At 71.7% G+C, this 20,307-nt stretch carries 20 protein-coding genes; 12 read left to right on the top strand and 8 right to left on the bottom strand.

The features are described 5' to 3' along the window. Nucleotides 1-87: 87 nt before the first annotated feature. Nucleotides 88-264 (bottom strand): thiazolylpeptide-type bacteriocin, encoded by a 177-nt coding sequence (locus ACIP2X_RS05005; RefSeq protein ID WP_053760578.1) that lies wholly within the window; start codon nucleotides 262-264, stop codon nucleotides 88-90. A 167-nt stretch (nucleotides 265-431) separates the two neighbouring features. Between ACIP2X_RS05005 and ACIP2X_RS05000 the strand changes: the two genes are divergently transcribed. Together ACIP2X_RS05000 and ACIP2X_RS04995 are read left to right on the top strand one after the other, a co-directional pair. Beyond that, nucleotides 432-1,730: an amidohydrolase gene (locus ACIP2X_RS05000; protein ID WP_401667577.1), complete on the top strand. Its 1,299-nt coding sequence runs from the start codon at nucleotides 432-434 to the stop codon at nucleotides 1,728-1,730. 111 nt (nucleotides 1,731-1,841) lie between these two features. Further along, nucleotides 1,842-2,702, top strand: coding sequence for an RNA polymerase sigma factor SigF (locus ACIP2X_RS04995; RefSeq protein ID WP_401668883.1), 861 nt, complete (start codon nucleotides 1,842-1,844; stop codon nucleotides 2,700-2,702). 37 nt (nucleotides 2,703-2,739) lie between these two features. Here the strand turns inward: ACIP2X_RS04995 and ACIP2X_RS04990 are convergent, their stop codons facing one another. Both ACIP2X_RS04990 and rox read right to left on the bottom strand, forming a co-directional pair. Then, entirely contained in the window at nucleotides 2,740-3,927 is a 1,188-nt protein-coding gene (locus tag ACIP2X_RS04990; RefSeq protein WP_401667575.1) for a phosphatidylserine/phosphatidylglycerophosphate/cardiolipin synthase family protein, read from the bottom strand. A gap of 107 nt (nucleotides 3,928-4,034) precedes the next feature. Then, a complete protein-coding gene (gene rox, locus ACIP2X_RS04985; RefSeq protein WP_401667572.1) occupies nucleotides 4,035-5,471 on the bottom strand; it encodes a rifampin monooxygenase in 1,437 nt (478 codons plus the stop codon). Between the two features lie 483 nt (nucleotides 5,472-5,954). Here rox and ACIP2X_RS04980 point away from each other — a divergent pair, with 483 nt between their 5' ends. The 3 genes from ACIP2X_RS04980 to ACIP2X_RS04970 all read left to right on the top strand — a co-directional run bounded on the left by ACIP2X_RS04980 (nucleotide 5,955) and on the right by ACIP2X_RS04970 (nucleotide 7,952). After that, nucleotides 5,955-6,503: a hypothetical protein gene (locus ACIP2X_RS04980; RefSeq protein WP_401667570.1), complete on the top strand. Its 549-nt coding sequence runs from the start codon at nucleotides 5,955-5,957 to the stop codon at nucleotides 6,501-6,503. Between the two features lie 114 nt (nucleotides 6,504-6,617). Then, on the top strand, nucleotides 6,618-7,286 hold the full coding sequence (locus ACIP2X_RS04975; protein WP_401667567.1) for a class F sortase: 669 nt from the start codon (nucleotides 6,618-6,620) through the stop codon (nucleotides 7,284-7,286). Between the two features lie 123 nt (nucleotides 7,287-7,409). After that, entirely contained in the window at nucleotides 7,410-7,952 is a 543-nt protein-coding gene (locus tag ACIP2X_RS04970; RefSeq protein ID WP_401667565.1) for a snapalysin family zinc-dependent metalloprotease, read from the top strand. Between the two features lie 63 nt (nucleotides 7,953-8,015). Here ACIP2X_RS04970 and ACIP2X_RS04965 read toward each other — a convergent pair whose 3' ends face one another. Next, the gene (locus ACIP2X_RS04965) at nucleotides 8,016-8,483 is read right to left on the bottom strand and encodes a winged helix-turn-helix transcriptional regulator (RefSeq protein ID WP_401667562.1); all 468 of its coding nucleotides are present in this window, start codon (nucleotides 8,481-8,483) and stop codon (nucleotides 8,016-8,018) included. 93 nt (nucleotides 8,484-8,576) lie between these two features. Between ACIP2X_RS04965 and ACIP2X_RS04960 the strand changes: the two genes are divergently transcribed. Then, nucleotides 8,577-9,071: a PaaI family thioesterase gene (locus ACIP2X_RS04960; protein ID WP_401667560.1), complete on the top strand. Its 495-nt coding sequence runs from the start codon at nucleotides 8,577-8,579 to the stop codon at nucleotides 9,069-9,071. 18 nt (nucleotides 9,072-9,089) lie between these two features. Here ACIP2X_RS04960 and ACIP2X_RS04955 read toward each other — a convergent pair whose 3' ends face one another. Further along, entirely contained in the window at nucleotides 9,090-10,097 is a 1,008-nt protein-coding gene (locus ACIP2X_RS04955) for a zinc-dependent alcohol dehydrogenase family protein (RefSeq protein WP_401667557.1), read from the bottom strand. Between the two features lie 106 nt (nucleotides 10,098-10,203). Continuing rightward, nucleotides 10,204-10,566 carry an ArsR/SmtB family transcription factor gene (locus ACIP2X_RS04950; RefSeq protein ID WP_401667554.1) on the bottom strand — a complete coding sequence of 121 codons (363 nt, stop codon included), beginning with the start codon at nucleotides 10,564-10,566 and terminating at the stop codon, nucleotides 10,204-10,206. Nucleotides 10,567-10,726: 160 nt separating this feature from the next. Here ACIP2X_RS04950 and ACIP2X_RS04945 point away from each other — a divergent pair, with 160 nt between their 5' ends. Next, nucleotides 10,727-12,136: an MFS transporter gene (locus ACIP2X_RS04945; protein ID WP_401667551.1), complete on the top strand. Its 1,410-nt coding sequence runs from the start codon at nucleotides 10,727-10,729 to the stop codon at nucleotides 12,134-12,136. Here ACIP2X_RS04945 and ACIP2X_RS04940 read toward each other — a convergent pair whose 3' ends face one another. Continuing rightward, nucleotides 12,137-13,510, bottom strand: a complete 1,374-nt coding sequence (locus ACIP2X_RS04940; protein ID WP_401667548.1) for an APC family permease — start codon at nucleotides 13,508-13,510, stop codon at nucleotides 12,137-12,139. A 128-nt stretch (nucleotides 13,511-13,638) separates the two neighbouring features. Next, nucleotides 13,639-14,379: a GntR family transcriptional regulator gene (locus ACIP2X_RS04935; protein ID WP_401667545.1), complete on the bottom strand. Its 741-nt coding sequence runs from the start codon at nucleotides 14,377-14,379 to the stop codon at nucleotides 13,639-13,641. A 247-nt stretch (nucleotides 14,380-14,626) separates the two neighbouring features. On the opposite strand from ACIP2X_RS04935, the gene ACIP2X_RS04930 reads away from it, so the two are divergent. From ACIP2X_RS04930 to ACIP2X_RS04910, 5 genes are all read left to right on the top strand, one after another. Beyond that, entirely contained in the window at nucleotides 14,627-15,784 is a 1,158-nt protein-coding gene (locus tag ACIP2X_RS04930; protein WP_401667543.1) for an ABC transporter substrate-binding protein, read from the top strand. After that, entirely contained in the window at nucleotides 15,781-16,677 is an 897-nt protein-coding gene (locus tag ACIP2X_RS04925) for an ABC transporter permease (RefSeq protein WP_401667540.1), read from the top strand. Before ACIP2X_RS04930 ends, ACIP2X_RS04925 begins: the two co-directional genes overlap by 4 nt. Beyond that, nucleotides 16,665-17,477: an ABC transporter permease gene (locus ACIP2X_RS04920; protein ID WP_401667537.1), complete on the top strand. Its 813-nt coding sequence runs from the start codon at nucleotides 16,665-16,667 to the stop codon at nucleotides 17,475-17,477. The genes ACIP2X_RS04925 and ACIP2X_RS04920 overlap by 13 nt, the downstream gene beginning before the upstream one ends. 3 nt (nucleotides 17,478-17,480) lie before the next feature. Then, entirely contained in the window at nucleotides 17,481-18,566 is a 1,086-nt protein-coding gene (locus tag ACIP2X_RS04915; protein ID WP_401667535.1) for an ABC transporter ATP-binding protein, read from the top strand. A gap of 75 nt (nucleotides 18,567-18,641) precedes the next feature. After that, nucleotides 18,642-20,297, top strand: coding sequence for an HAD-IA family hydrolase (locus ACIP2X_RS04910; RefSeq protein WP_401667533.1), 1,656 nt, complete (start codon nucleotides 18,642-18,644; stop codon nucleotides 20,295-20,297). Nucleotides 20,298-20,307: the final 10 nt, after the last annotated feature.

Raw genomic sequence — 20,307 nt, 5'->3', positions numbered from 1 at the left:
CTTCCCCCTCCCGAAGGAGTGGGGAGCGGCGACCCGGCCGTTTCGGCGTCCGGCGGCGGGGCCGGACGCCGTGCTGCGGGCCTGTGATCAGGCGCTGCAGGAGGTGGTGCTGGTGGTGGAGGAGCAGGTCGAGGTGGAGGAGCAGCTCGTGGAACCGGCGAGCACGACCTCGCTGGCGTCCGAGTAGTCCGAGATCTCGAAGGTCTCCGACTCGAGCTCCAGGATCTCGTCGGCGAGGGCGGCGAGGGTCGACTTGTCAGCCATGGTCACTCCTGAGGTGAGGTCACCCACGGGCTGGTCCCGGGGTGTTCGGCCCTCTCATTGGACCCGTCGCCACTGACGCATCCAGGTGCCGTCCGCTGTCAGGGCGCTGTCGCGGGGTGACAGCGGGGTGACAGCGACCGGCCGGCCGGGCGCCGGATCATGTCCGGGTGAGCACAGCGGCGATCGTCCCCCCGGACAAGTACGGTCCGGTCCTTCGGCAGTTGGACGCGGTGCTGCGCCCGCTCACCGTGTTCGCGATGGACCTGCACGGGCATCCGGAGCCCTCCGGCGAGGAGTCCCGCACCGCCGCGCGCCTGGCCGACGCGCTGACGGCGGAGGGGTACGCGGTGACGCGGGGCGTCGGCGGCCACGGTGTGGTCGGCGTCCTGGAAGCAGGCGAGGGGCCGCGCGTCTACCTGCGGGCCGAACTGGACGCCCTGCCGATCCGGGAGCGGACCGGTCTGCCCTACGCCGCCCAGGGCCCGTTCATGCATGCCTGCGGCCATGACCTGCACGTCGCCGCCGTGCTGGGCGCCGCGACGCTCCTGGCCCGGGCGCTGCCGCACTGGCGGGGCACCGTGGTCGTCGTCGGCCAGCCGGCCGAGGAGACGCTGACCGGTGCGCGCGCCATGCTGGAGGACGGCCTGTACGCACGCTTCGGCCGTCCCGACGTCGTGCTCGCCCAGCACACCGCCCCCCTCCTGGGCGGCATGGTGGCCCACGGCTACGGGCAGCCCGTGCTGGCCGCCAGCGTCCAGCTGGACGTCACCCTGCACGGCCGGGGCGGCCACGCCGGGGCCCCGCACCTGACGGTGGACCCGGTGCTCGCGGCCGCCGCGACGGTGCTGCGGCTCCAGGGGATCGTGTCCCGCGAGTGCGCGCCCGCCGAGCAGACCACCGTCACCGTCGGCCGGATCCACGCCGGCGCGCACAGCGGCGTCGTGCCGGACAGCGCGGCGCTCGGCATCACCGTACGCGCGCTGTCGCAGGCGTCCCTGGACCGGGCCGTGGCGGCCGTCGAGCGAGTCGTGCGGGCCGAGTCGGCCGCGTCCGGCTGTCCTCGCGACCCCGACGTCACGGTGGTCTCGCGATCGCCCGCCACGCTGCCCGACGGGGAGGTGACGGCGGTGACGCGCGAGGCCCACCGCGAGGTGCTGGGTGCCGAACGGGTCGTGCCCTGGGCGCCGTCGACGGCCACGGAGGACTTCGGCCTGTACGGCGACGCCGGCCAGGAGATCCACGGCTGCGCCGGGATCCCGCTGGGCTACTGGATGGTGGGGGTCGTGGGCCCGCGCCAGTGGGCGGCCACGAGCGGCGCGGACGTCGCGGCAAGGCTCGCGTCGCTGCCGCCGAACCACTCCCCCGCGTTCGCCCCCCACCTGCCCATCGCCCTGCCGTCGGCGACGAAGGCGATGACGGCGGCGGCCCTGGCCCACCTGGGCCGCCCCCCTGCGGCGGAAAACTGACCGCCTCCGTCGAGAGTCGGGTGCATGCCCGGCGTGATGCCGGGTAGGCGCCGTATCATCGACCCGCCGACGGACGGGTCGATGAATCTGCACAGGGAGGGGCTGGGAACAATGACCGCGACCGCGATATCGAGCACGAGGACCGGCGTCGAGCAGGATGCCGTCGGCGTACTGCCCGAGGTGGCCGACCCGGCGAAGGTCGCGCCGAAGGACGCGCGGTCTTTGTCGAAGCAGTTCTTCGAGCGGCTCGCGGTACTGGAGGAGGGCACGCCCGAGTACCAGTACGCCCGCAACACCCTGATCGAGATGAACACCTCTCTCGTGCGCTACGCCGCCGGGCGCTTCCGCAGCCGCGGCGCGGACGAGATGGAGGACATCGTCCAGGTCGGCATCATCGGGCTGATCAAGGCGATCGACCGGTTCGAGCTGACGCGTGAGGTCGAGTTCACCTCGTTCGCCATCCCCTACATCGTCGGGGAGATCAAGCGGTTCTTCCGTGACACCTCCTGGGCCGTCCACGTGCCGCGCCGCCTGCAGGAAGCCCGTGTCGAACTGGCCCGCGCCACCGAGGAACTGCGCTCCCGCCTGGACCGCATGCCGACGGTCAAGGAGCTGGCCGAGCTGATGAACCTCTCCGAGGAGGAGGTCATCGAGGCCCGGATCGCCTCCAACGGCTACAACTCCGCCTCCTTGGACGCCACGCTCGGCGGCAGCGAGGAGGGCGAGTCGGTGCTGGCCGACTTCATCGGCACCGAGGACGCCGCCATGGAGCTGGTGGAGGACTTCCACGCCCTGGCCCCGCTGATCGCCGAGCTGGACGAGCGGTCCCGGCAGATCCTGCACTGGCGCTTCGTCGACGAACTCACCCAGGCTCAGATCGGCGAACGCCTCGGCTGCTCCCAGATGCACGTCTCCCGGCTGCTCTCACGCACCCTCAAGCGCCTGCGCCGGGGCATGCTCGCCACCAACTGAGGACCGCACGGCCGCGGCCTCCCGTACGCCGGATCCGCTACAGGAACCGGCGTACGGGAAGGATCGCGGCCTCCCGTACCCGCTCCACCATGGCGCGGCGCTTCCAGCGCCCCGCGTCCATGGCGACGCTGCGTTCGAGATCCGCGTCGAAGTCCCGGTCGAGCCCGGCCGTGAAGTCCTCGTCGAGGACGGCGAGCATGACCTCCTCGTCGTGGTCCATGGAACGCCGGTTGAAGTTGGTGGAGCCGATCAGCGAGGCCAGCCCGTCCACCGTGATGATCTTGGCGTGCATCATGGTCGGCTGGTACTCGCAGATCGAGACGCCCGACGCCAGCAGCCGCTCGTAGTGGTACCGGCCGGCGAGCTGGCAGGCCCGCTGGTCGGTGTGCGGGCCGGGCAGCAGGATCTCGACCGTGACGCCGCGCCGCGCGGTCGCGCACAGCAGGTCGATGAAGTAGGTGTCCGGCGCGAAGTAGGCGGTGGCCAGCCGGAAGCGTGACTCGGCGGAGGTGAGCATGACCCGGATAAGGGTCTGCATGTCCTGCCAGCCGAAGCTCGCCGAACCGCGCACGACCTGGACGACGGAGTCGCCGGGCTGCTCGTGCTCGGTGAAGCGGTCCCGGTCGTCGTAGAGCTCGTCGTGGCACTCGGCCCAGTTCTGGGCGAAGGCGGCGGCGATGCCGTCGACGGCGGGGCCGCGCACCTTGACGTGGGTGTCGCGCCATTCGCCGGGGTTGCGGGCGTCGCCGCACCACTCCTGGGCGATGCCGACGCCACCGGTGAACGCCGTGTGCTCGTCCACCACCAGCGCCTTGCGGTGGCAGCGGTGGTTCTGCTTGAACGGCGACAGCCGCAGCGGCTTGCGGAACCAGGCGACCAGCACACCGGCCGCGTCCATCTCGTCCAGCAGGTCCTGCTCTATCTCCTTGGCGCCGAACCCGTCCAGCAGCAGCCGTACCCGTACACCGGCCCTGGCCCGTTCCGCGAGCGCGGCGGCGAAGTCACGGGCGATGCTGCCGCGCCAGTACACGAACGTCATCATGTCGATCGTGTGCTCGGCGCTCCGGATCGACTCCAGCATCGCGGGGAAGATCTGGTCGCCGTTGCGCAGGGCGACGAGCTCGTTCCCTTCCGTCGCGGCCACGCCGATCAGCCGCTCCAGGCGACGACGGAGCCGCAGGATGCCCACCGGTGCGGCGTCGGGCCGCTCTTCGGCGACGGTCATGCGCTCGTCCGGACAGCGAGGACGGACTCCCCGACGGGTGCCGAGACCAACTGTGACATCGCCTTCCTCCTTCGGCCCGCCCCTCGGACCAGCGGGAAGCCTAAACGTCAGGGCCCTCCACGTCCATCTGCGCCGAACCACCGGCACAGCTGCCCGCGCAGATCCTCCAGGTCCTCGCCGGCCCAGGCCACATGTCCGTCCGGCCGCAGCAGCACGGCGGACACGTCGAGTTCGGCACCGGCGTCCACGACATGGTCGACCCGGCCCTCCCAGCCCGCCGCCGAGAGCCGGCCGGTCCGGTCCAGGAGCAGTCCGCGGCCGCCGTGCATCCGCTCGTAGAGGCGCCCGTGCCGCAGCCCCAGGTCCCTCATCCGCCGGCCGACCAGGTCGTGCCCCGCGCCGAAGTCGTAGCGGACCCCGGTCGCGATGACCTTCTCGATCAGGTGGCGATGGACGTGCTCCAGGTCCATCAGTTCCGCCAGCAGCCGGCGCACCGCACGCGGACCGGGCTCGGCGGAGAGCAGCTCCATCTGCGCACGTGTGTTGTCCAGCACGTCGGCGGCCACCGGCCGCCGTTCGTCCTGGTAGCTGTCCAGCAGACCCTCCGGCGCCCAGCCGGCCACCTCGGCGGCCAGTTTCCAGCCGAGGTTGAACGCGTCCTGGATGCCCAGATTGAGCCCCTGCCCGCCCATCGGCGGATGGATGTGCGCCGCGTCGCCGGCCAGCAGCACCCGCCCGACCCGGTAGCGCTCGGCGAGCCGGGTCCCGTCGCCGAAGCGGGAGAGCCAGCGCGCGGAGCCCACCCCCAGATCGGTGCCGGCGACGGCCCGCAGGCGCCGCCCGACCTCCTCCAGGGTGGGCGGCACCGAGCGGTCCTCGGCCACCCCCTCGGCGGGCACGACGACGCGGTACACGCCGTCGCCCAGGGGCGACGCGCCGAACCGCAGCTCGGTGGCGCGCACCCGCGCCACCACCTCGGCCACCGTCTCGGGCGACGCGGTCAGCTCGATCTCCCCCAGCAGCGTGTCGGCCCTGCTCGGCTCACCGGGGAAACCGACGCCGAGCAGCTTGCGCACCGTACTGCGGCCGCCGTCGCAGCCGACGAGGTGGCGCGCGAGCAGCCGCGTGCCGTCGGCCAGCTCGGCGGTCACCCCGTCCGCGTCCTGGCTCAGCCCGGTCAGTTCGCTGCGGCGGCGGATCTCGGCCCCCAGCTTCCGCGCGTGTTCGGCCAGCAGGCGGTCCGTGGTCGTCTGCGCGATGCCGAGGACGTACGGGTGTGTGGTGTCCAGTCCGGCCGGCGACGGCTTCCTGATGCCGGCGAAGAAGCCGCCGACCGGGTACTGACGGCCGAGCGGGAGAAACCGGTCGAGCAGACCGCGCTGGTCCAGCACCTCGATGGTGCGCGCGTGCAGACCGAGCGCGCGGACGACCGGTGTCGGCTCCGCCTCCTTCTCCAGCACGACCACGTGCACGCCGTGCAGCCGCAGCTCGGCGGCGAGCATCAGGCCGGTCGGCCCGCCGCCGGTGATGATCACGTCATTCATGGGTGTCCCCCCGTCAAGAACCCTCGGTGCGGCGGCAGATTCTGCGGCAGGACCGGGGTCTTGCCGCAAGGCCCCCCGTGGGCTATAGCTTGAGAGAGGCAAGGAGTGACGAGACTCCTTGCCTTTGTCGTCCGCCGGCCGCGCCGGCCTTCCCTCCGGGCAACTGGCCCGCACACCCCGCCGAGTTCGCGGGGCTTCGCGCCTCCGCCGGCGCTCACGCACGGTCGAGAATGATCTTCGTCCGGGACTCAGGCGGGGTTCGAGCGCCCCACGGGCACGTCCGCGGGCATCCGGGTGACATCGGACTGACCCGACAGGGGGACGCGGCGGCGTGTCGCTGGGACAGACGGGTGGCGCGATGACACGGCTGGGCGGCCCGGATGGTGCGCGGCAGGGGACTGGCCGACGGTGGTTCGTGTCGAGGCCGGGTTCATTCCAGTTGATGACGTGTCCGCTGCCCGGCCACGGCGGAAGGACACCGATATGCGTTCTGCCCGCATTCTCCTCGCCACGGCGGCCACCTCCGCCGCGCTCACCTTCGCCACGCCCGGCGGCGCCTTCGCCGCACCGGGCGAGGACCACGGCGGTCGCGACGACTCCTCGTACAGCAAGGAGCACGACAGCGGCTCCGGCCAGGACTACGACAAGAGCTCCGGCGATCACGACAAGTCATACAGCAAGGACTACGACAAGGACAGCAACCACGACGGACCGCGTGGCGGAATGCACACCGGCGGTGGTGCGCTCTCCGCCGTGCAGGGCGGTGACGACTGGAGCTCCGGCCACGGCGACAGCGGTCACGAGGAGTCCTACAAGGACAAGGACGAGGACTCCTACAAGGACAAGGAGGGCGGGCACGGCAAGGACAGCTGGGGCGGTGGCGACCACGACAAGCCGCGTGGTGGCATGCACACCGGCGGCGGCGGCCTCGCGTCGCCCGGCGTCACCACGGGTGGGCTGGCCATTCTCGCCGTGGGTGCCACCGGCATGTACGCGCTGCGCCGCAAGAAGGCCATCGAGCAGGGGTCCTGACCGGTACCCCGCCCTCCAGGGACGCGGCCGCCGCCGGCGCACACCGTGCCGGCGGCCCGCGCCGCTCCCGAGCCCCGAAGCCCGTGCTGTCGTGCCCGAGTGAGGTGATGCCCGATGACAGCAGGTCCCCCCTCCGCGCCCCCTTCCGAGCGGGCGACGGACGGTCAGCACCCCGGCCGTGGCGGACGACTGACCCTGTGGGGCGTGGCAATCATCATCATCGCCGTCAGCGTGTTCGGCGACCACCAGCAGCCCGACTCCACCCCGCAGTCCTCCCGTACCCCGGGCTCCTCCGCCGCGTCCTCGGACACCGGGGGTAGCGCGCGGCCGCTGCCCCGCTCCGCCCCGGTCCGGCTGCTCATCCCGAGCATCTCCGTGGACGCGCCCTTCACCTCGCTCTCGGTCGGTGACACGGGCCAGCTGGAGCCGCCGCCCGCGGCCGACACCAATCTCGTCGGCTGGTACGCCAAGGGCGTCTCCCCCGGTGAGGTGGGGGCCTCGATCATCGCCGGGCACGTCGACACGGCCACCTCGGCGGCCGTCTTCGCCGAGCTCTACGAACTCCGGCCCGGCGACCGGTTCTCCGTGGACCGGGCCGACGGGCGCAAGGCGGACTTCGTCGTGGACGACACGGAGACCTTCTCCAAGGACGACTTCCCGGACCAGCGGGTGTACGCCGACACGGATCGTCCCGAGGTCCGGCTCATCACCTGTGCCGGGGACTACGACCACTCGGTGAAGGACTACACGGAGAACCTGGTGGTCTTCGCCCATCTCGTGTGACGTGGCGACGCCGACGGTCGGGCCGGCGGTGCGGATTGAGGGATTGGCGGTCGGCGGGGACGGGCAGGGTGCCCAGCAGAACGTGGCATGAACACGCCCACCTTCCCCCACAGGAGGCCGACCTTGCACGCACGCACGTTCGTCCCCATCCTCGCCGCCACCTTCGCGGCCACCCTGGCCACCACGGGCCAGGCGCACGCCGCCGCGCCGGCCCCGGCGGCGCGCGTCGTCACCTATGACGCCGCCGCGTCCGCCGAGTTCAGGGCCGCCGTCGACCGGGGCGCGGCCATCTGGAACGAGAGCGTGGACGGTGTCGAGCTGCGCCCGGCCGCGTCCGGGCAACGCGCGAACATCCGCATCCTGGCCGACAACGGCTGGCCCCGGGCCCTGACCACCTCGCTCGGCAACGGCACCGTCTACATCGGACGGCAGGCCGTGAACCAGGGCTACGACACGGTCCGGATATCGGCCCACGAACTGGGCCACATCCTGGGCCTTCCGGACCGCAAGCCGGGCCCCTGCACGAGCCTCATGTCGGGGTCCAGCGCGGGCGTGTCCTGCACGAACCCCTATCCCAACGCGGCGGAGAAGGCGGAGGTCGAGGACAACTTCGGCTCGGCACTCGCCCGACCTGCGGGTGCGGTGGCCGGCTTGGTGGTGGACTGACACACAGTCGCGCGGGGACGGGCTCGCCGTCCCCGCGCACGTCACGGCCGCGCGAGCGCGGATTCAGCGCGGGACGCGGGCGGAGGCTCCGGGGCGGGTGCAGGCATCCCAGGGAGTGAGCGCGCCATGGCCGCCCGGACAGACGATCACCGCCTCCACCGCCTCGCCGCAGTCACGGTGACGGACTTCCAGGGGCGGCCCTTCGGGATCGGCGGTGTAGCGGTCCCCCCACTGCTTGAGCGCGATCATCGCGGGCCACAGGTCCCAGCCCTTGGGCGTGAGCCGGTACTCGTACCGCGTGCGGCTGCCGGGTTCGCGGTACGGCCTGGTCTCCAGGATCTGGGCGTCCACCAGCTTGCGCAGACGGTCCGCCAGCACCGCCTCGGACAGCCCCATGTGGCGGCGGAAGTCGTCGAAGCGGCGCACACCGTTCATGGCGTCGCGCAGCACCAGCAGCGACCACTTCTCGCCGACGAGTTCGAGGGTGCGCTGCACCGTGCAGTTCTCGGTACTGGTCTCCAGCCAGGTCATGCGCCCATCGTAGGCTGGCTTCGGCATTGACATCCAGAGGCAGGGCTGGCTAGCTTCGCATTCCATAGTCAGTCGGTCACGGAGGGGTCCCCCATGGTCAGGTCACGCACGTTCGAGTGGGAGGACCCCCAGGTGTCCGCGGCGGCGGTCGGGCGGGCGAGCGGCCTGGAGTTCCTGCAGGACGTGCTGGCCGACCGTCTGCCCGCCCCGCCCATCGCCGCGACCCTCGGCTTCGGCCTGGAGGAGGTCGAGGCGGGCCGCGCGGTCTTCGTGATGGAACCGGGCGAGGAGCACTACAACCCCATCGGCAGCGTCCACGGCGGCGTCTACGCGACACTGCTCGACTCCGCCGCCGGCTGCGCGGTGCAGTCCGTCCTGCCCGCGGGCATGGGCTACACCTCGCTCGACCTGACCCTGAAGTTCCTGCGCCCGATCACCGTGGACACCGGCAAGGTGCGCGCCGTGGGCACCGTGCTCAGCCAGGGCCGCCGCACCGCCCTCGCGCAGGCGGAGCTGTTCGACGCCCGCGACCGGCTCCTCGCCCACGCCACGAGCAGCTGCATGCTCATCCCCGTTCCCGCCGAGTAGGAACGCGGGCGTCCGGGGTCAGGAGCCGGCGGTCGGGTGGGTGACCGTGACGACGATCTTGCCGACCTGGCCGTTGCTCTCCATGTAGCGGTGGGCCTCGGCGATGTCGGCGAGGTCGAAGGTGCGGTCGACGACCGGGACGAACGAACCCGAGGCCAGGCCGGCGCCGACGAAGGCCACCGCGCGGCGCAGCCGCTCCGGGTCGGTGGTGATCTCGAAGAGCGTGTACGTCCGGGTGGTCAGCGCCGGATAGGACCGCGCGTTCGGCAGCGGGGTGGTGCGGGGGTCGAGGGCGCCGTACACGACGAGGGTGCCGCCGGGGGCGATGCCCTGGGCGAGGGTCTCGACGCCGGGCCCCGCGATCGGGTCGAAGGCCAGCCGGACGCCCTTGCCGCCGGTGATGTCCTTGACGCGGGCGGGGAGGTCCTCCTCGTCGGTGACGATCACATGGGCCGCGCCGGCGTCCAGCAGGCGCTGCTTCTTGTCCCTGCCCCGTGTGGTCGCGACGGGGATCGCGCCGACGTGGCGGGCCAGTTGCAGGGCGGCGAGCCCGACGCTGCTGGAGGCGGCGGTGATCAGGACGTGGTCGCCGGGACGCACCTCGCCCGACTCGACGAGGGGGCCGTAGGCGGTGATGTAGGCCATCCACACGGCCGCCGCCCGTACGGCGTCGACGTCCGCGGGGCGGGGGACGACGGCCGCGGCCGGGACGACGACGTGATCGCCGTAGGTGCCGTACTCGCTCTGCAGGAACGCGGGCACCACGGCGACCGAGTCGCCCTCGGTGAAGCCGGCCACGCCCGCGCCGACCGCGTCGATCACTCCCGCGGCCTCGTAGCCGAGGCCGGAGGGGAAGCGCGGCCTGTCGAAGTAGCTGCCCTCGCGGTACATGATCTCGGCGCGGTTCAGGCCGATCGCGTCGACGCGGATCCGCACCTCCCCCGCTCCCGGGGCGACCGTCTCCACGTCGCGGAGGGTGAGGACCTCGGGGCCGCCGAGTCGGTCGAACTGCACACGCCTGGCCATGGTGGATCCGTTTCCAGGAGGAGGGTCGGGTGGAGGACACCACTTCTGCCGGGTGTCCGCAGCCACCATCCTGGCCCTTACTTCGACCGGCGTCAAACTTTGAGCCTCATCGAAGTATGGCGGGTCGGACAGTCCCCGCCTCCGCGAGGGCCGCGGCCACGACCGACGAGAGCACGCCGGGGAAGCGCTCCTCCAGCTCGTCCGTGCGCAGCGTGTTCATCTTCGCCGTGCCCACGTAGTACTGCCGGATCACGCCGGATTCGCGCAGGACGTTGAAGTGGTGGGTCAGGGTCGAGGTGGAGACGGGTGCCTCGAAGGCGCCGCAGGCCATGTCGCCGTCCGACCGGGTCAGCTGGGACACCAGCATCCGGCGCACCGGGTCCCCCAGCGCCTCCAGCACCTGCTGCAGCGCGACCTCGGAGATGTCGGGGTGCCCTATCGTCCGGGCGGCGGCACGGGGGCGGGCCATGGCGGCTCCTTGGGGTGACTCGATCCGTTCAGGACATCGTACGACCGCCGTCGAAGCTTCCCGGTGTCGCGGGATCCCGGCGTCTCACATCGCGGCATCGATTTTCCGGACAGTAAGACTCCTGAGAACGTGGAGGTGTCCTCGCACGAAAGACCGAGCAATGCCCGCACCAGCCACCGGCACACCTCAGACGCCCGTCAATCCGAGGTCCCGCGTCCTCGTCGCCAGCCTCATCGGCACGACGATCGAGTTCTACGACTTCTACATCTACGCGACCGCCGCCGTGCTGGTCTTCCCGTCCCTCTTCTTCCCGAGCAGTGACCCCACCACGGCGCTGCTGGCGTCCTTCGCGGTCTTCGGCGCCGCGATGGTCGCCCGGCCGATCGGGGCCGTCTTCTTCGGGCACCTCGGCGACCGGCTGGGGCGCAAGCGGACCCTGGTCATCTCCCTGCTGACCATGGGCGTCGCCACGTTCCTCATCGGCGCCCTGCCCACCTACGCCCAGGCCGGCTGGGTCGCCACCGCGCTGCTGGTGCTGATGCGGCTCGCGCAGGGCTTCGCGCTCGGCGGCGAGTGGAGCGGTGCCGCGCTGGTCGCCACCGAGAACGCGCCCCGCGGCAGGCGTGCCCGGTACGGCACCTTCCCGCAGCTGGGCGCACCGCTCGGCTTCATCATCGGCAACGGACTCTTCCTGGTCATCGGTGCGCTGCTGCCGTCGACGGCGGGCGCCGACCCCACGCAGCCCTCCGACGCCTTCGTCAGCTGGGGCTGGCGGATCCCGTTCCTGTTCTCCGCCGTGATGGTCGTGATCGGCCTGTGGGTGCGGTCGCGGCTCGTCGAGTCCGCGGTCTTCACCAAGACCCGCGAGACCGGCAAGGTGCGCAAGCTGCCGCTGGCCACCGTGGTCCGCGGCCACTGGAGGCAGTTGATCCTCGGCACGTTCATCATGCTGGCGACGTATGTGCTCTTCTACCTGATGACCACGTTCTCGTTGAGCTTCGGACGGACCGCGAAGGACGCGGCCGTGCCGGGCCTCGGCTACGGCTACACCACGTTCGTCCTGATGATGATCTTCGGGGTGCTGTTCTTCGCCGCGTTCACCCTGATCTCCGGGCCGCTCGCCGACAAGTACGGACGGCGCACGACCCTGATCTGGGTCACGTCCGCGATCGTGGTCTTCGGGCTGGTCTGGGTGCCGCTGATCGGCCTGGGCACGCTCGGCGTGGTGCTGTGGCTCGTGCTCGGCTTCACCTTGATGGGCATGACGTTCGGTCCGATGGGCGCGCTGCTGCCCGAGCTCTTCCCGACCAGCGTGCGCTACACCGGGTCCGGCATCTCCTACAACGTCAGCTCGATCCTCGGAGCGGCCGTCGCGCCGTTCATCGCGGTGGCCCTGTGGGAGACCGGCGACGGCTCGCCCTGGCTGGTCGGTGTCTACCTCTCCGCGATGGCGGTGCTCACGCTGACCGCGCTCCTGCTCGGCAAGGAGACCAAGGACATGTCCCTGGACGAGGGGGAGACCGCCTCGGCCGGCCACGGCGAGCGTGCCGTGACGTCGGCCGCTCCCTGATCAGCCGGCTTCCTCCTCGCCCCGCGACCTCATCACCAGCTTGTTCAGCGCCCACAGCGCGACGCCGAGGGCCAGCAGCACGCCCGCCCGGATGTAGACGTCCGCGGGGCGGTCCGACAGGGGGCTGGCCAGGATCAGGCAGGTGATCGCGCCCAGCACCGGCAGCGCCGTCGGTGTCCGGAAGTGCTGGTGCTCGACGCGGTCGCGGCGCAGGACCAGGACGGCGACGTTGACGACGGCGAAGACGCACAGCAGCAGGAAGGCCGTGGTGTCGCCGAGGCCCGCGATCTCCCCGGTGGAGACCAGGCCGATGGCGAGCAGCGACACGAAGACGATGCCGACGACCGGGGTGCGGCGCTGCGGGAGGACTCGGCCGAGGGCGCGCGGCAGGATGCGCTCGTTGGCCATGCCGTAGCACAGCCGGGAGGCCATCATGATGTTGATGAGGGCCGAGTTGGTGACCGCGAACAGGGCGATCAGCGCGAAGAGTTTCGGCGGGAAGTTCAGACCGCCGGCCTTGACGACCTCCAGCAGCGGGCCGCTGGAGCCCTGCAGCACGCGGTGGTCGACGAGCAGCGAGGAGACCAGGGCGACCAGCACGTAGATGGTCCCGGTGACGGCGACGCCGATGAAGATGGCCCGCGGAAAGGCACGGACCGGATCCTTGGTCTCCTCGGCCATGTTGACGGAGTCCTCGAAGCCGACGAAGGCGAAGAAGCCGAGGGCGGTGGCGCCCAGCACGCTGGTGATCAGCGCGTACCCGCTGCCCTCCGCCTGGAACTCGCCGAGCCGGGACGGTTCGCCGTCGCCGCTCAGCACAGCCCACGCGCCGATCGCCAGGATGATGAGCAGGCCGGTCAGTTCGACCAGGGTGAGGACCATGTTGGTCTTCACCGACTCGGACACCCCGCGAAGCGCCAGGGCCGCGAGGGCGAGGATGAAGAGGATCGCGATGAGCGTGGGCGGGAAGAAGTCGGTGAACTCGGCGAAGTAGTCACCGCTGAAGGCACGTGCCGCCGCGCTCGCCGAGGAGAGGCCCGAGCACATGACCATGAAGGCGACGATGAAGGTCAGGAACGGCACCTTGAAGGCCTTCTGGGTGTACAGCGCGGCCCCGGCCGCCTTCGGGTACTTCCCGACGAGTTCCACGTACGAGGCCGCCGTCAGGATCGCCACGAAGAAGCCGATGACGAACGGCAGCCACAGCGCCCCGCCGACCTTGCCGGCGACCTGTCCGGTGGTGGCGTAGATGCCGGTGCCGAGGATGTCGCCGATCACGAACAGCAGCAGCAGTTTGGGCCCGATGGCACGCCGTAGCGGAGTACCGTCCCCGCCCTCCGGTGAGGCGACCGGATCACTTACCGATGCGGACACGAGGACTCCCCCTGAAGGTTCGGTTACGGAACAACGTCTCCTCTGCCCGGCATCCCCGAAAGGCATGCGAAGGAGGCGCCGTCAGGGTGATCCGTGGGCGGTGCCGGTTCCGTGACGTCCGCCGGACGTCAGTCCACGCTCTTGCGGGCGAGGGCGTTGTTCCCGATCGAGTTGTGCACGCTGAAGCTCACCGCGTCCGAGCGGTAGCGGTCGTCGGACCACTCCACCGGGCGGCCCTCGTGTGTCGTCGTCACCCGTCGCACCCGCAGCAGCGGGCTGGTGCGGCGGATGCCGAGGAGCTCGGCGTCCTGCGCCCCGGCGGCGACGGCGTCGATGATGTGCTCGCCGTAGGCGAAGACCAGGCCCCTGTCCTCGAAGAGCCGCTGGGTGACCGACGCGCAGTCCGGCTCGATGGACCGCACCGCCGGGGCGATCCAGTCGGCGTACACCGTGCGCTCCAGAAGCACCGGTTCGCCGTCCAGTCCGCGCACCCGCAGCACGTGCAACACGTCAGTCCCCTCCGGGAGTTGGAGCCGGACCGCGTCCTCGGTCGTGGCCGGCCGGAGCTGCTGCTCGACCACCCGGCCCGTCGCCTCGCGGCCCATGGCGCGCGCCCACTGGGCGAAGCTGCGCAGTTCGGCGAAGCTCTGGCTGCGGCGGCTGGCGAGCACCACCCGGCGGGCGCCCTGGCGCGAGCCGATCAGCCCCTCGGCGGTGAGGCTCGCGACCGCCTGCCGGACGGTGCCGCGCGAGACGGCGTACTGCGCGGCGAGTTCCGTCTCGGAGGGAAGCCGCCCGCCGACCGCGTACTCCTCGCGGTCGATCGCGCGTCGCAGCGCCTCGGCGATCTCCTCGTGTCGCGCCGTCATGCCGCCCCTCTGAGGTAGTTGGTGTGCACAGCTTATGCAGCTTACGCAGCCTAATCGATGTTCGACGTGATCGGCGCCGGCCGGGATTGTGCAGGCAACAGGGGGGCATGGTTCGGTTCGCGTTCACTTTCAGGTCATTCTCAGCGGGCGTACTGAGGCCGACTTGTTCAGACAAGTTCTCGCCGCGGAATGTTCTGCGGCACCTCACCCCGCAGCACCCACCCTTGTGCGCACCCCTGGAGAGACCGTGTCCGTGTCCCTGCCGCGATCAGCCGTTCTCGGCGGCTCCCTCACCGTCGTCGCCGTGCTCGCCCTGAGCGCCTGTGGCGCCGCCCCCGACAACGCGTCCACCTCGGCGGACGGCAAGTCCGCCGCAACCGCCGCCTCCGCCGCCGACTTCGGCGGCATGGAAAAGCTGGTCGAAGCCGCGAAGAAGGAGGGCACGCTGCACGCCATCGCGCTGCCCCGCGACTGGGCCAACTACGGCGCCCTCATCGACGCCTTCCAGAAGAAGTACGGCATCAAGATCGAGGTCGAGAACCCCGACGGCTCCAGCCAGGACGAGATCAACGCCGTCACCTCCCGCAAGGGCCAGGACCGCGCGCCCGACGTCCTCGACCTCGGCTCCTCCTTCGCGATCAGCGCCGCCCAGCAGGGCCTGCTCGCCCCGTACAAGGTGGAGGCCTTCGACGACATCCCCGAGGCGCAGAAGGACGCGCAGGCCCGCTGGTACAACGACTACGGCGGCTACATCTCCATCGGCTGCGACGCCAAGCGCGTCAAGGAGTGCCCCACCACGTTCAAGGACCTCCTCGAGCCGCAGTACAAGGGCCAGGTCGCACTGAACGGCAACCCCACCAAGTCGGGTTCGGCCTTCGGCGGCGTCTACGCGGCGGCCCTCGCCAACGGCGGTTCCTTCGACGACATCCAGCCCGGCCTGGACTTCTTCGCCGAGCTGAAGAAGAACGGCAACTACACCCCCGTCGAGTCCACCCCGGCCACGGTCGAGAAGGGCGAGACGCCGATCAGCATCGACTGGGACTACCTCAACGCCGGTTACGCCGAGGAATTCCGGTCCAAGGGCGTCGACTGGCAGGTCAACGTCCCGACCGACGGCCAGTTCTCCCAGTACTACTCGCAGGCCATCAACAAGGACGCCCCGCATCCGGCGGCCGCCCGCCTGTGGCAGGAGTACCTCTACAGCACCGAGGGCCAGAACCTGTGGCTCCAGGGATACGCGCGGCCCGCGCTGATGCCCGCCATGGAGAAGGCCGGCACCCTCGACAAGACCGCCGCCGCCAAGCTGCCCGAGGTCTCCGGCACGCCGGCCTTCCCGACCGAGGAGCAGCAGAACGAGGCCAAGACCGTGCTGGCCGAGGGCTGGGCGAAGGCCGTCTCCGGATGACCGCCACGCTCACGCGCGCGGACGTGGCGCCCGTCGCTTCCCCCAAGCGGCGGCGCCACGCCCCCGGATGGCTCGCCGTCCTCCCGCTGCTCGTCTTCACCGCGATCGCGTTCGGACTGCCCGCCGTCGCCATGCTGAACGGCGCCTTCACCGTGAAGGACCTGGCGACCGGCGCGACGTCGTACACGACCGAGAACCTGTCGGCCTCCCTCCAGGGCGCCTACCTCACCGCGCTCCTCGGCAGCGTCAAGCTGTCGGCGGTCACCGCCGCCCTCGGGGCCGCACTGGGACTGCCGATCGCCCAGGCCGTGGTGACCTCCCGGTTCCCCGCACTGCGCGAGGCCGTGCTGACCGCGTCCGGGGTGCTCGCCAACTTCGGCGGCGTCCCGCTCGCCTTCGCCTTCGTGGCCACGCTCGGCAACGCCGGTGTGCTCACCCGGCACCTGGGACTGGGCGGCACGGGCTGGGACCTGTACAGCTTCTGGGGACTGGTCCTCGTCTACCTGTACTTCCTCATCCCGCTGATGGTGCTCACCATCACGCCGGCCCTCGACGGGCTGCGCGCACAGTGGCGCGAGGCCGCGCAGAACAACGGCGCCACCACGTTCCAGTACTGGCGGTACGTGGCCCTGCCGGTGCTGCTGCCCTCGCTGCTCGGCGGTCTGGTGCTGCTGTTCGGCAGTGCCTTCGCCGCGTACGCCACCGCGGCGGCCATGGTGGGCAGTTCCGTCCCCCTCGTCACCCTGCAGATCGCCGACGCCATCTCCGGCAACGTGCTGGTCGGCCAGGAGAACGTGGCCCTCGCCCTCAGCCTCGACATGGTCCTCGTCGCGGGCCTCGTCATGGCCGTGTACCTGCCCCTGCAACGCCGGAGTGCCCGATGGCTCGCCTGAACCTGTGGCGGTGGGGCGTGCTCGGCCTCGCCGGACTGTACTTCCTGGTGCCGATGGCCGCGTCCGTCGTCTTCACGGTGGACGTGCCCGGCCGGGGCATCACCTTCGACGCGTACACGCAGATCTTCTCCACCGAAGGCTTCGTCTCCAGCCTGCTGCTCTCGCTCGGACTGGCCGCCGTCACCATCGCGATCGTCCTGCTGCTGATGGTGCCCGCCATGGTCGCGCTGCGGCTCGCCGCACCGCGGCTGCGGCCGGTCGTCGAGGTGGTCTGCTCGCTGCCGCTGGTGGTCCCGCCGATCGCGTTCGTCGCGGGCATCGGGACCGTGCTGAAGTGGGGGCCCGAGCACCTGTCGCGTACGCCGCTGTTCCAGACGTTCGTCGCGATCCAGAACCCGGACTTCCCGTTCGTGCTGGTCCTGGCGTACGTCGTGATGGCCCTGCCCTTCGTCCACCGGGCACTGGACGCCGGTCTGCGCGCGGTCGACGTACCCACCCTCGTCGAGGCCGCGCGCTCCTGCGGTGCCGGCTGGCCGCAGGCCCTCGTCCGGGCCGTCCTGCCGAATCTGCGCGGCGCGCTCCTCAACGCCTCGTTCCTCACCCTCGCCCTGGTGCTCGGCGAGTTCACGGTCGCGCAACTGCTGGGCTTCCAGCCCTTCGCGGTGTGGATCGTGAACGTCAGCGGCTCCCAGGCCCAGCTCTCCGTCGCCGTGTCCGTGCTCAGTCTGCTCGTGACATGGGTCCTGCTTCTCGCGCTCGCCGGTGCCGGCGGACGCACCCGTACCGCATCCCGGGGATGAACCATGACCGCCACCACTGTTGAGAAGGCCGCCGCGACCCAGGCGGCCACCGTCGAATTCCGCGGCCTACGGCGGCAGTTCGGGCCAACCGTCGCGCTCGACGGGCTCGATCTGACCGTCCGGCCCGGTGAGTTCCTGGCCCTGCTCGGCCCGTCCGGCTGCGGCAAGACCACCGCGCTGCGCATGCTCGCCGGGTTCGAGCATCCGGACTCCGGCGCGGTGCTCGTCGACGGCCGCGACGTCACCCGGATCCCGGCCCACCGCCGCGACGCCGGGATGGTCTTCCAGTCCTACAGCCTCTTCCCCCACCTGAACGCGCTCGACAACGTCGCCTTCGGACTGCGGATCGCCAAGGTCCGCACCGCCGAACGCCGCGCCCGTGCCGCCGAGTTGCTGGAGCTGGTCGGACTCGCCGACAAGGGCGAGCGCTTCCCGCACCAGCTGTCCGGCGGCCAGCAGCAGCGGATCGCGCTGGCCCGGGCGCTAGCGCTGCGCCCCCGGGTGCTGCTCCTGGACGAGCCGCTCTCCGCGCTCGACGCCAAGGTGCGGCTGTCGCTGCGCGAGGAGATCCGCCGGCTCCAGCAGGAGCTCGGCATCACCACCCTGTTCGTCACGCACGACCAGGAGGAGGCGCTGTCCGTCGCCGACCGGGTCGCCGTGATGCGGGCCGGCCGCCTCGAACAGTGCGCCGAACCCGCCGAGTTGTACGGCCGCCCCGCGACCGCCTTCGTGGCCGAGTTCGTCGGCACCATGAGCCGGATCCCGGGGACGCTGAAGGGCGCCGACGTCGAGGTGCTCGGGCAGCGGCTGCCGGTCGACGGTCCGCTGCCGGCCGGCGACGCGACGGACGTGGACGTGCTGGTGCGGCCCGAGGCCGTCCGGGTGAGCGCCGACGACAGCGCGAGCGCACGCGTCGTCGCCACCGCGTTCCTCGGCGCCGTCGTCCGCATGACGGTGCGGCTCGCCGACGGCACCGAGGTGAAGGCCGACCTGCCCGCGCACGAGGCGGCCGGGCTCGGTACCGGTGTCGCCGTCGGCGTGTCGCTGCCGGAACGCCCCGTGCTGGTGGCCGATCGCAAGGACAGTTGACACCCCCCCCCACAGTCGAACGTCCCCCGGTGGCCGACCACCGGTGATCGACACCAACGGAAAGAGAACACACACGTGACCCCCCACCCCCGCCTCCCCCTCCAGGCCGTCCTGTTCGACATGGACGGCACGCTCGTCGACACCGAGCGACTGTGGTGGGAGGCGGTGGAACACGTCGCCGGGCGACCGCTGACCGAAGCCGACCGGCCCGAGGTGCTGGGACGGACGGTGGAGCACACGGCCGCATGGCTGGCCGGCGCCACCGGCCGTCCCGTCGCCGACCTGTCCGCCACCCTGCACCGGGAGTTCGCCGAGCGCGTGCGGACCGGCATCGTGCCCCGGCCCGGCGCGCTCGACCTGCTGGACGCGCTGGCGCGGGACGGCGTGCCCACCGCACTGGTCACCGCCTCCCCGCGAGCCGTCGCCGGAACCGTCCTCGACGCGCTCGGTGCCGAGCGGTTCGCGGTGGCCGTCACCGCGGACGACACCGCCGTCAGCAAGCCGGCCCCCGACCCCTATCTGGCGGCCTGCCACGCCCTCGGCGCGGAACCCGCCGCCTGCGTCGCCGTCGAGGACACCCAGACCGGTGTCACCTCGGCCGAGGCGGCCGGCTGCGCGGTACTGGCCGTCCCGTCGCTGGCACCGATCGCGGCGGCACCGGGACGGATCGTGCGCGACAGCTTGGTGGGCGTGACCACCGAGGAGCTGGAGGCGATGGTGGTACGGGGGCACGTCGGCGCGGCGGGGCTCCCGGGCGACAGGACGGACAAGACGACGGCCAGGACGACGGGCGGTACGGCGGGCGGGACAACCGGCAGGGCGGCGGCCGCGGCGGCGGTCGTGGCCCCCACCGGCGTCGCACCCCGGGCGGCGGCGACGCCGTCGGCCGAGCCGCGCACGGCGCCGACCGGAGCACGACTGCGGGTGATGAGCTGGAATCTCTGGCTCGGTGGCGCCCGGGTCGACGACCACCGCGCCAAGCAGATCAAGGCCGTCCTCGACACCGGTGCCGACGTCGTCGGGCTCCAGGAGACCGCCGGAACCGCCGCCCGCGAACTGGCCGATGCGCTCGGCTGGCACCACCACAGCGCCGGCGAGAACCTCGGCGTCATCAGCCGCCACCCCGTCACGGCCCGCCACGGCGACCCGGACGTCGGCTTCTACGGAGCGACGGGTGTGCGGATCGAGGCCGGCCCCGGCCGCGCGGTGGACGTGTGGACGGCGCACCTGCACTACACGCCGTACGGGCCGTACGAGGCGGCCTTCGACGGGCTCGGCGCGGCCGCGCTGATCGCGCACGAGGAGGTCCGGCTGGCGCAGATGCGCGAGGCGCTGCGGTGGATCGAGCGGGCGGGCGACGACGGCGTGCCCGTGGTGCTGGTCGGCGACTTCAACTGCCCCTCGCACCTCGACCGGCGGGACGTGCCGTGGCCGGTGACGCGCGCCGCCGAGGAGGCGGGCCTGCGCGACTCCTATCGCGAGGCGCACCCCGATCCGCTCGCCGTGCCCGGCCACACCTGGTCGCCGATCCACGCCCTGCACGAGGACGGCAGCGGCCGGCCCGAACCGCAGGACCGGATCGACTACGTCCTCCACCGGGGCCTGCGCGTCCTCGACTCACGCACGTACGTGGCCGGCACGCCACGGCCCTGGCCCGACGTGGCCCGGAACGCGTGGCCGTCGGACCACGCGGCGGTGGTCACGACCTTCGGGTGGCCCGGCACGGAGTGAGCGGCGCAGG

The sequence above is a fragment of the Streptomyces sp. NPDC089424 genome (assembly GCF_044749345.1).
Lineage (GTDB): Bacteria > Actinomycetota > Actinomycetes > Streptomycetales > Streptomycetaceae > Streptomyces.
This window is presented reverse-complemented; position numbering and strand designations above follow the sequence as displayed.

Excerpts from the sequence above, each read along its gene's own strand:
- ACIP2X_RS04995 (WP_401668883.1), top strand. The coding sequence starts at position 1,842 with ATGACCGCGACCGCGATATCGAGCACGAGGACCGGCGTCGAGCAGGAT.
- ACIP2X_RS04935 (WP_401667545.1), bottom strand. The coding sequence starts at position 14,379 with ATGACGGCGCGACACGAGGAGATCGCCGAGGCGCTGCGACGCGCGATC.
- ACIP2X_RS04980 (WP_401667570.1), top strand. The coding sequence starts at position 5,955 with ATGCGTTCTGCCCGCATTCTCCTCGCCACGGCGGCCACCTCCGCCGCG.
- ACIP2X_RS04915 (WP_401667535.1), top strand. The coding sequence starts at position 17,481 with ATGACCGCCACCACTGTTGAGAAGGCCGCCGCGACCCAGGCGGCCACC.
- ACIP2X_RS04975 (WP_401667567.1), top strand. The coding sequence starts at position 6,618 with ATGACAGCAGGTCCCCCCTCCGCGCCCCCTTCCGAGCGGGCGACGGAC.
- ACIP2X_RS04955 (WP_401667557.1), bottom strand. The coding sequence starts at position 10,097 with ATGGCCAGGCGTGTGCAGTTCGACCGACTCGGCGGCCCCGAGGTCCTC.
- ACIP2X_RS04925 (WP_401667540.1), top strand. The coding sequence starts at position 15,781 with ATGACCGCCACGCTCACGCGCGCGGACGTGGCGCCCGTCGCTTCCCCC.
- ACIP2X_RS04990 (WP_401667575.1), bottom strand. The coding sequence starts at position 3,927 with ATGACCGTCGCCGAAGAGCGGCCCGACGCCGCACCGGTGGGCATCCTG.
- ACIP2X_RS04965 (WP_401667562.1), bottom strand. The coding sequence starts at position 8,483 with ATGACCTGGCTGGAGACCAGTACCGAGAACTGCACGGTGCAGCGCACC.
- ACIP2X_RS04920 (WP_401667537.1), top strand. The coding sequence starts at position 16,665 with ATGGCTCGCCTGAACCTGTGGCGGTGGGGCGTGCTCGGCCTCGCCGGA.
- ACIP2X_RS04950 (WP_401667554.1), bottom strand. The coding sequence starts at position 10,566 with ATGGCCCGCCCCCGTGCCGCCGCCCGGACGATAGGGCACCCCGACATC.
- ACIP2X_RS05005 (WP_053760578.1), bottom strand. The coding sequence starts at position 264 with ATGGCTGACAAGTCGACCCTCGCCGCCCTCGCCGACGAGATCCTGGAG.
- ACIP2X_RS04960 (WP_401667560.1), top strand. The coding sequence starts at position 8,577 with ATGGTCAGGTCACGCACGTTCGAGTGGGAGGACCCCCAGGTGTCCGCG.
- ACIP2X_RS04945 (WP_401667551.1), top strand. The coding sequence starts at position 10,727 with ATGCCCGCACCAGCCACCGGCACACCTCAGACGCCCGTCAATCCGAGG.
- rox (WP_401667572.1), bottom strand. The coding sequence starts at position 5,471 with ATGAATGACGTGATCATCACCGGCGGCGGGCCGACCGGCCTGATGCTC.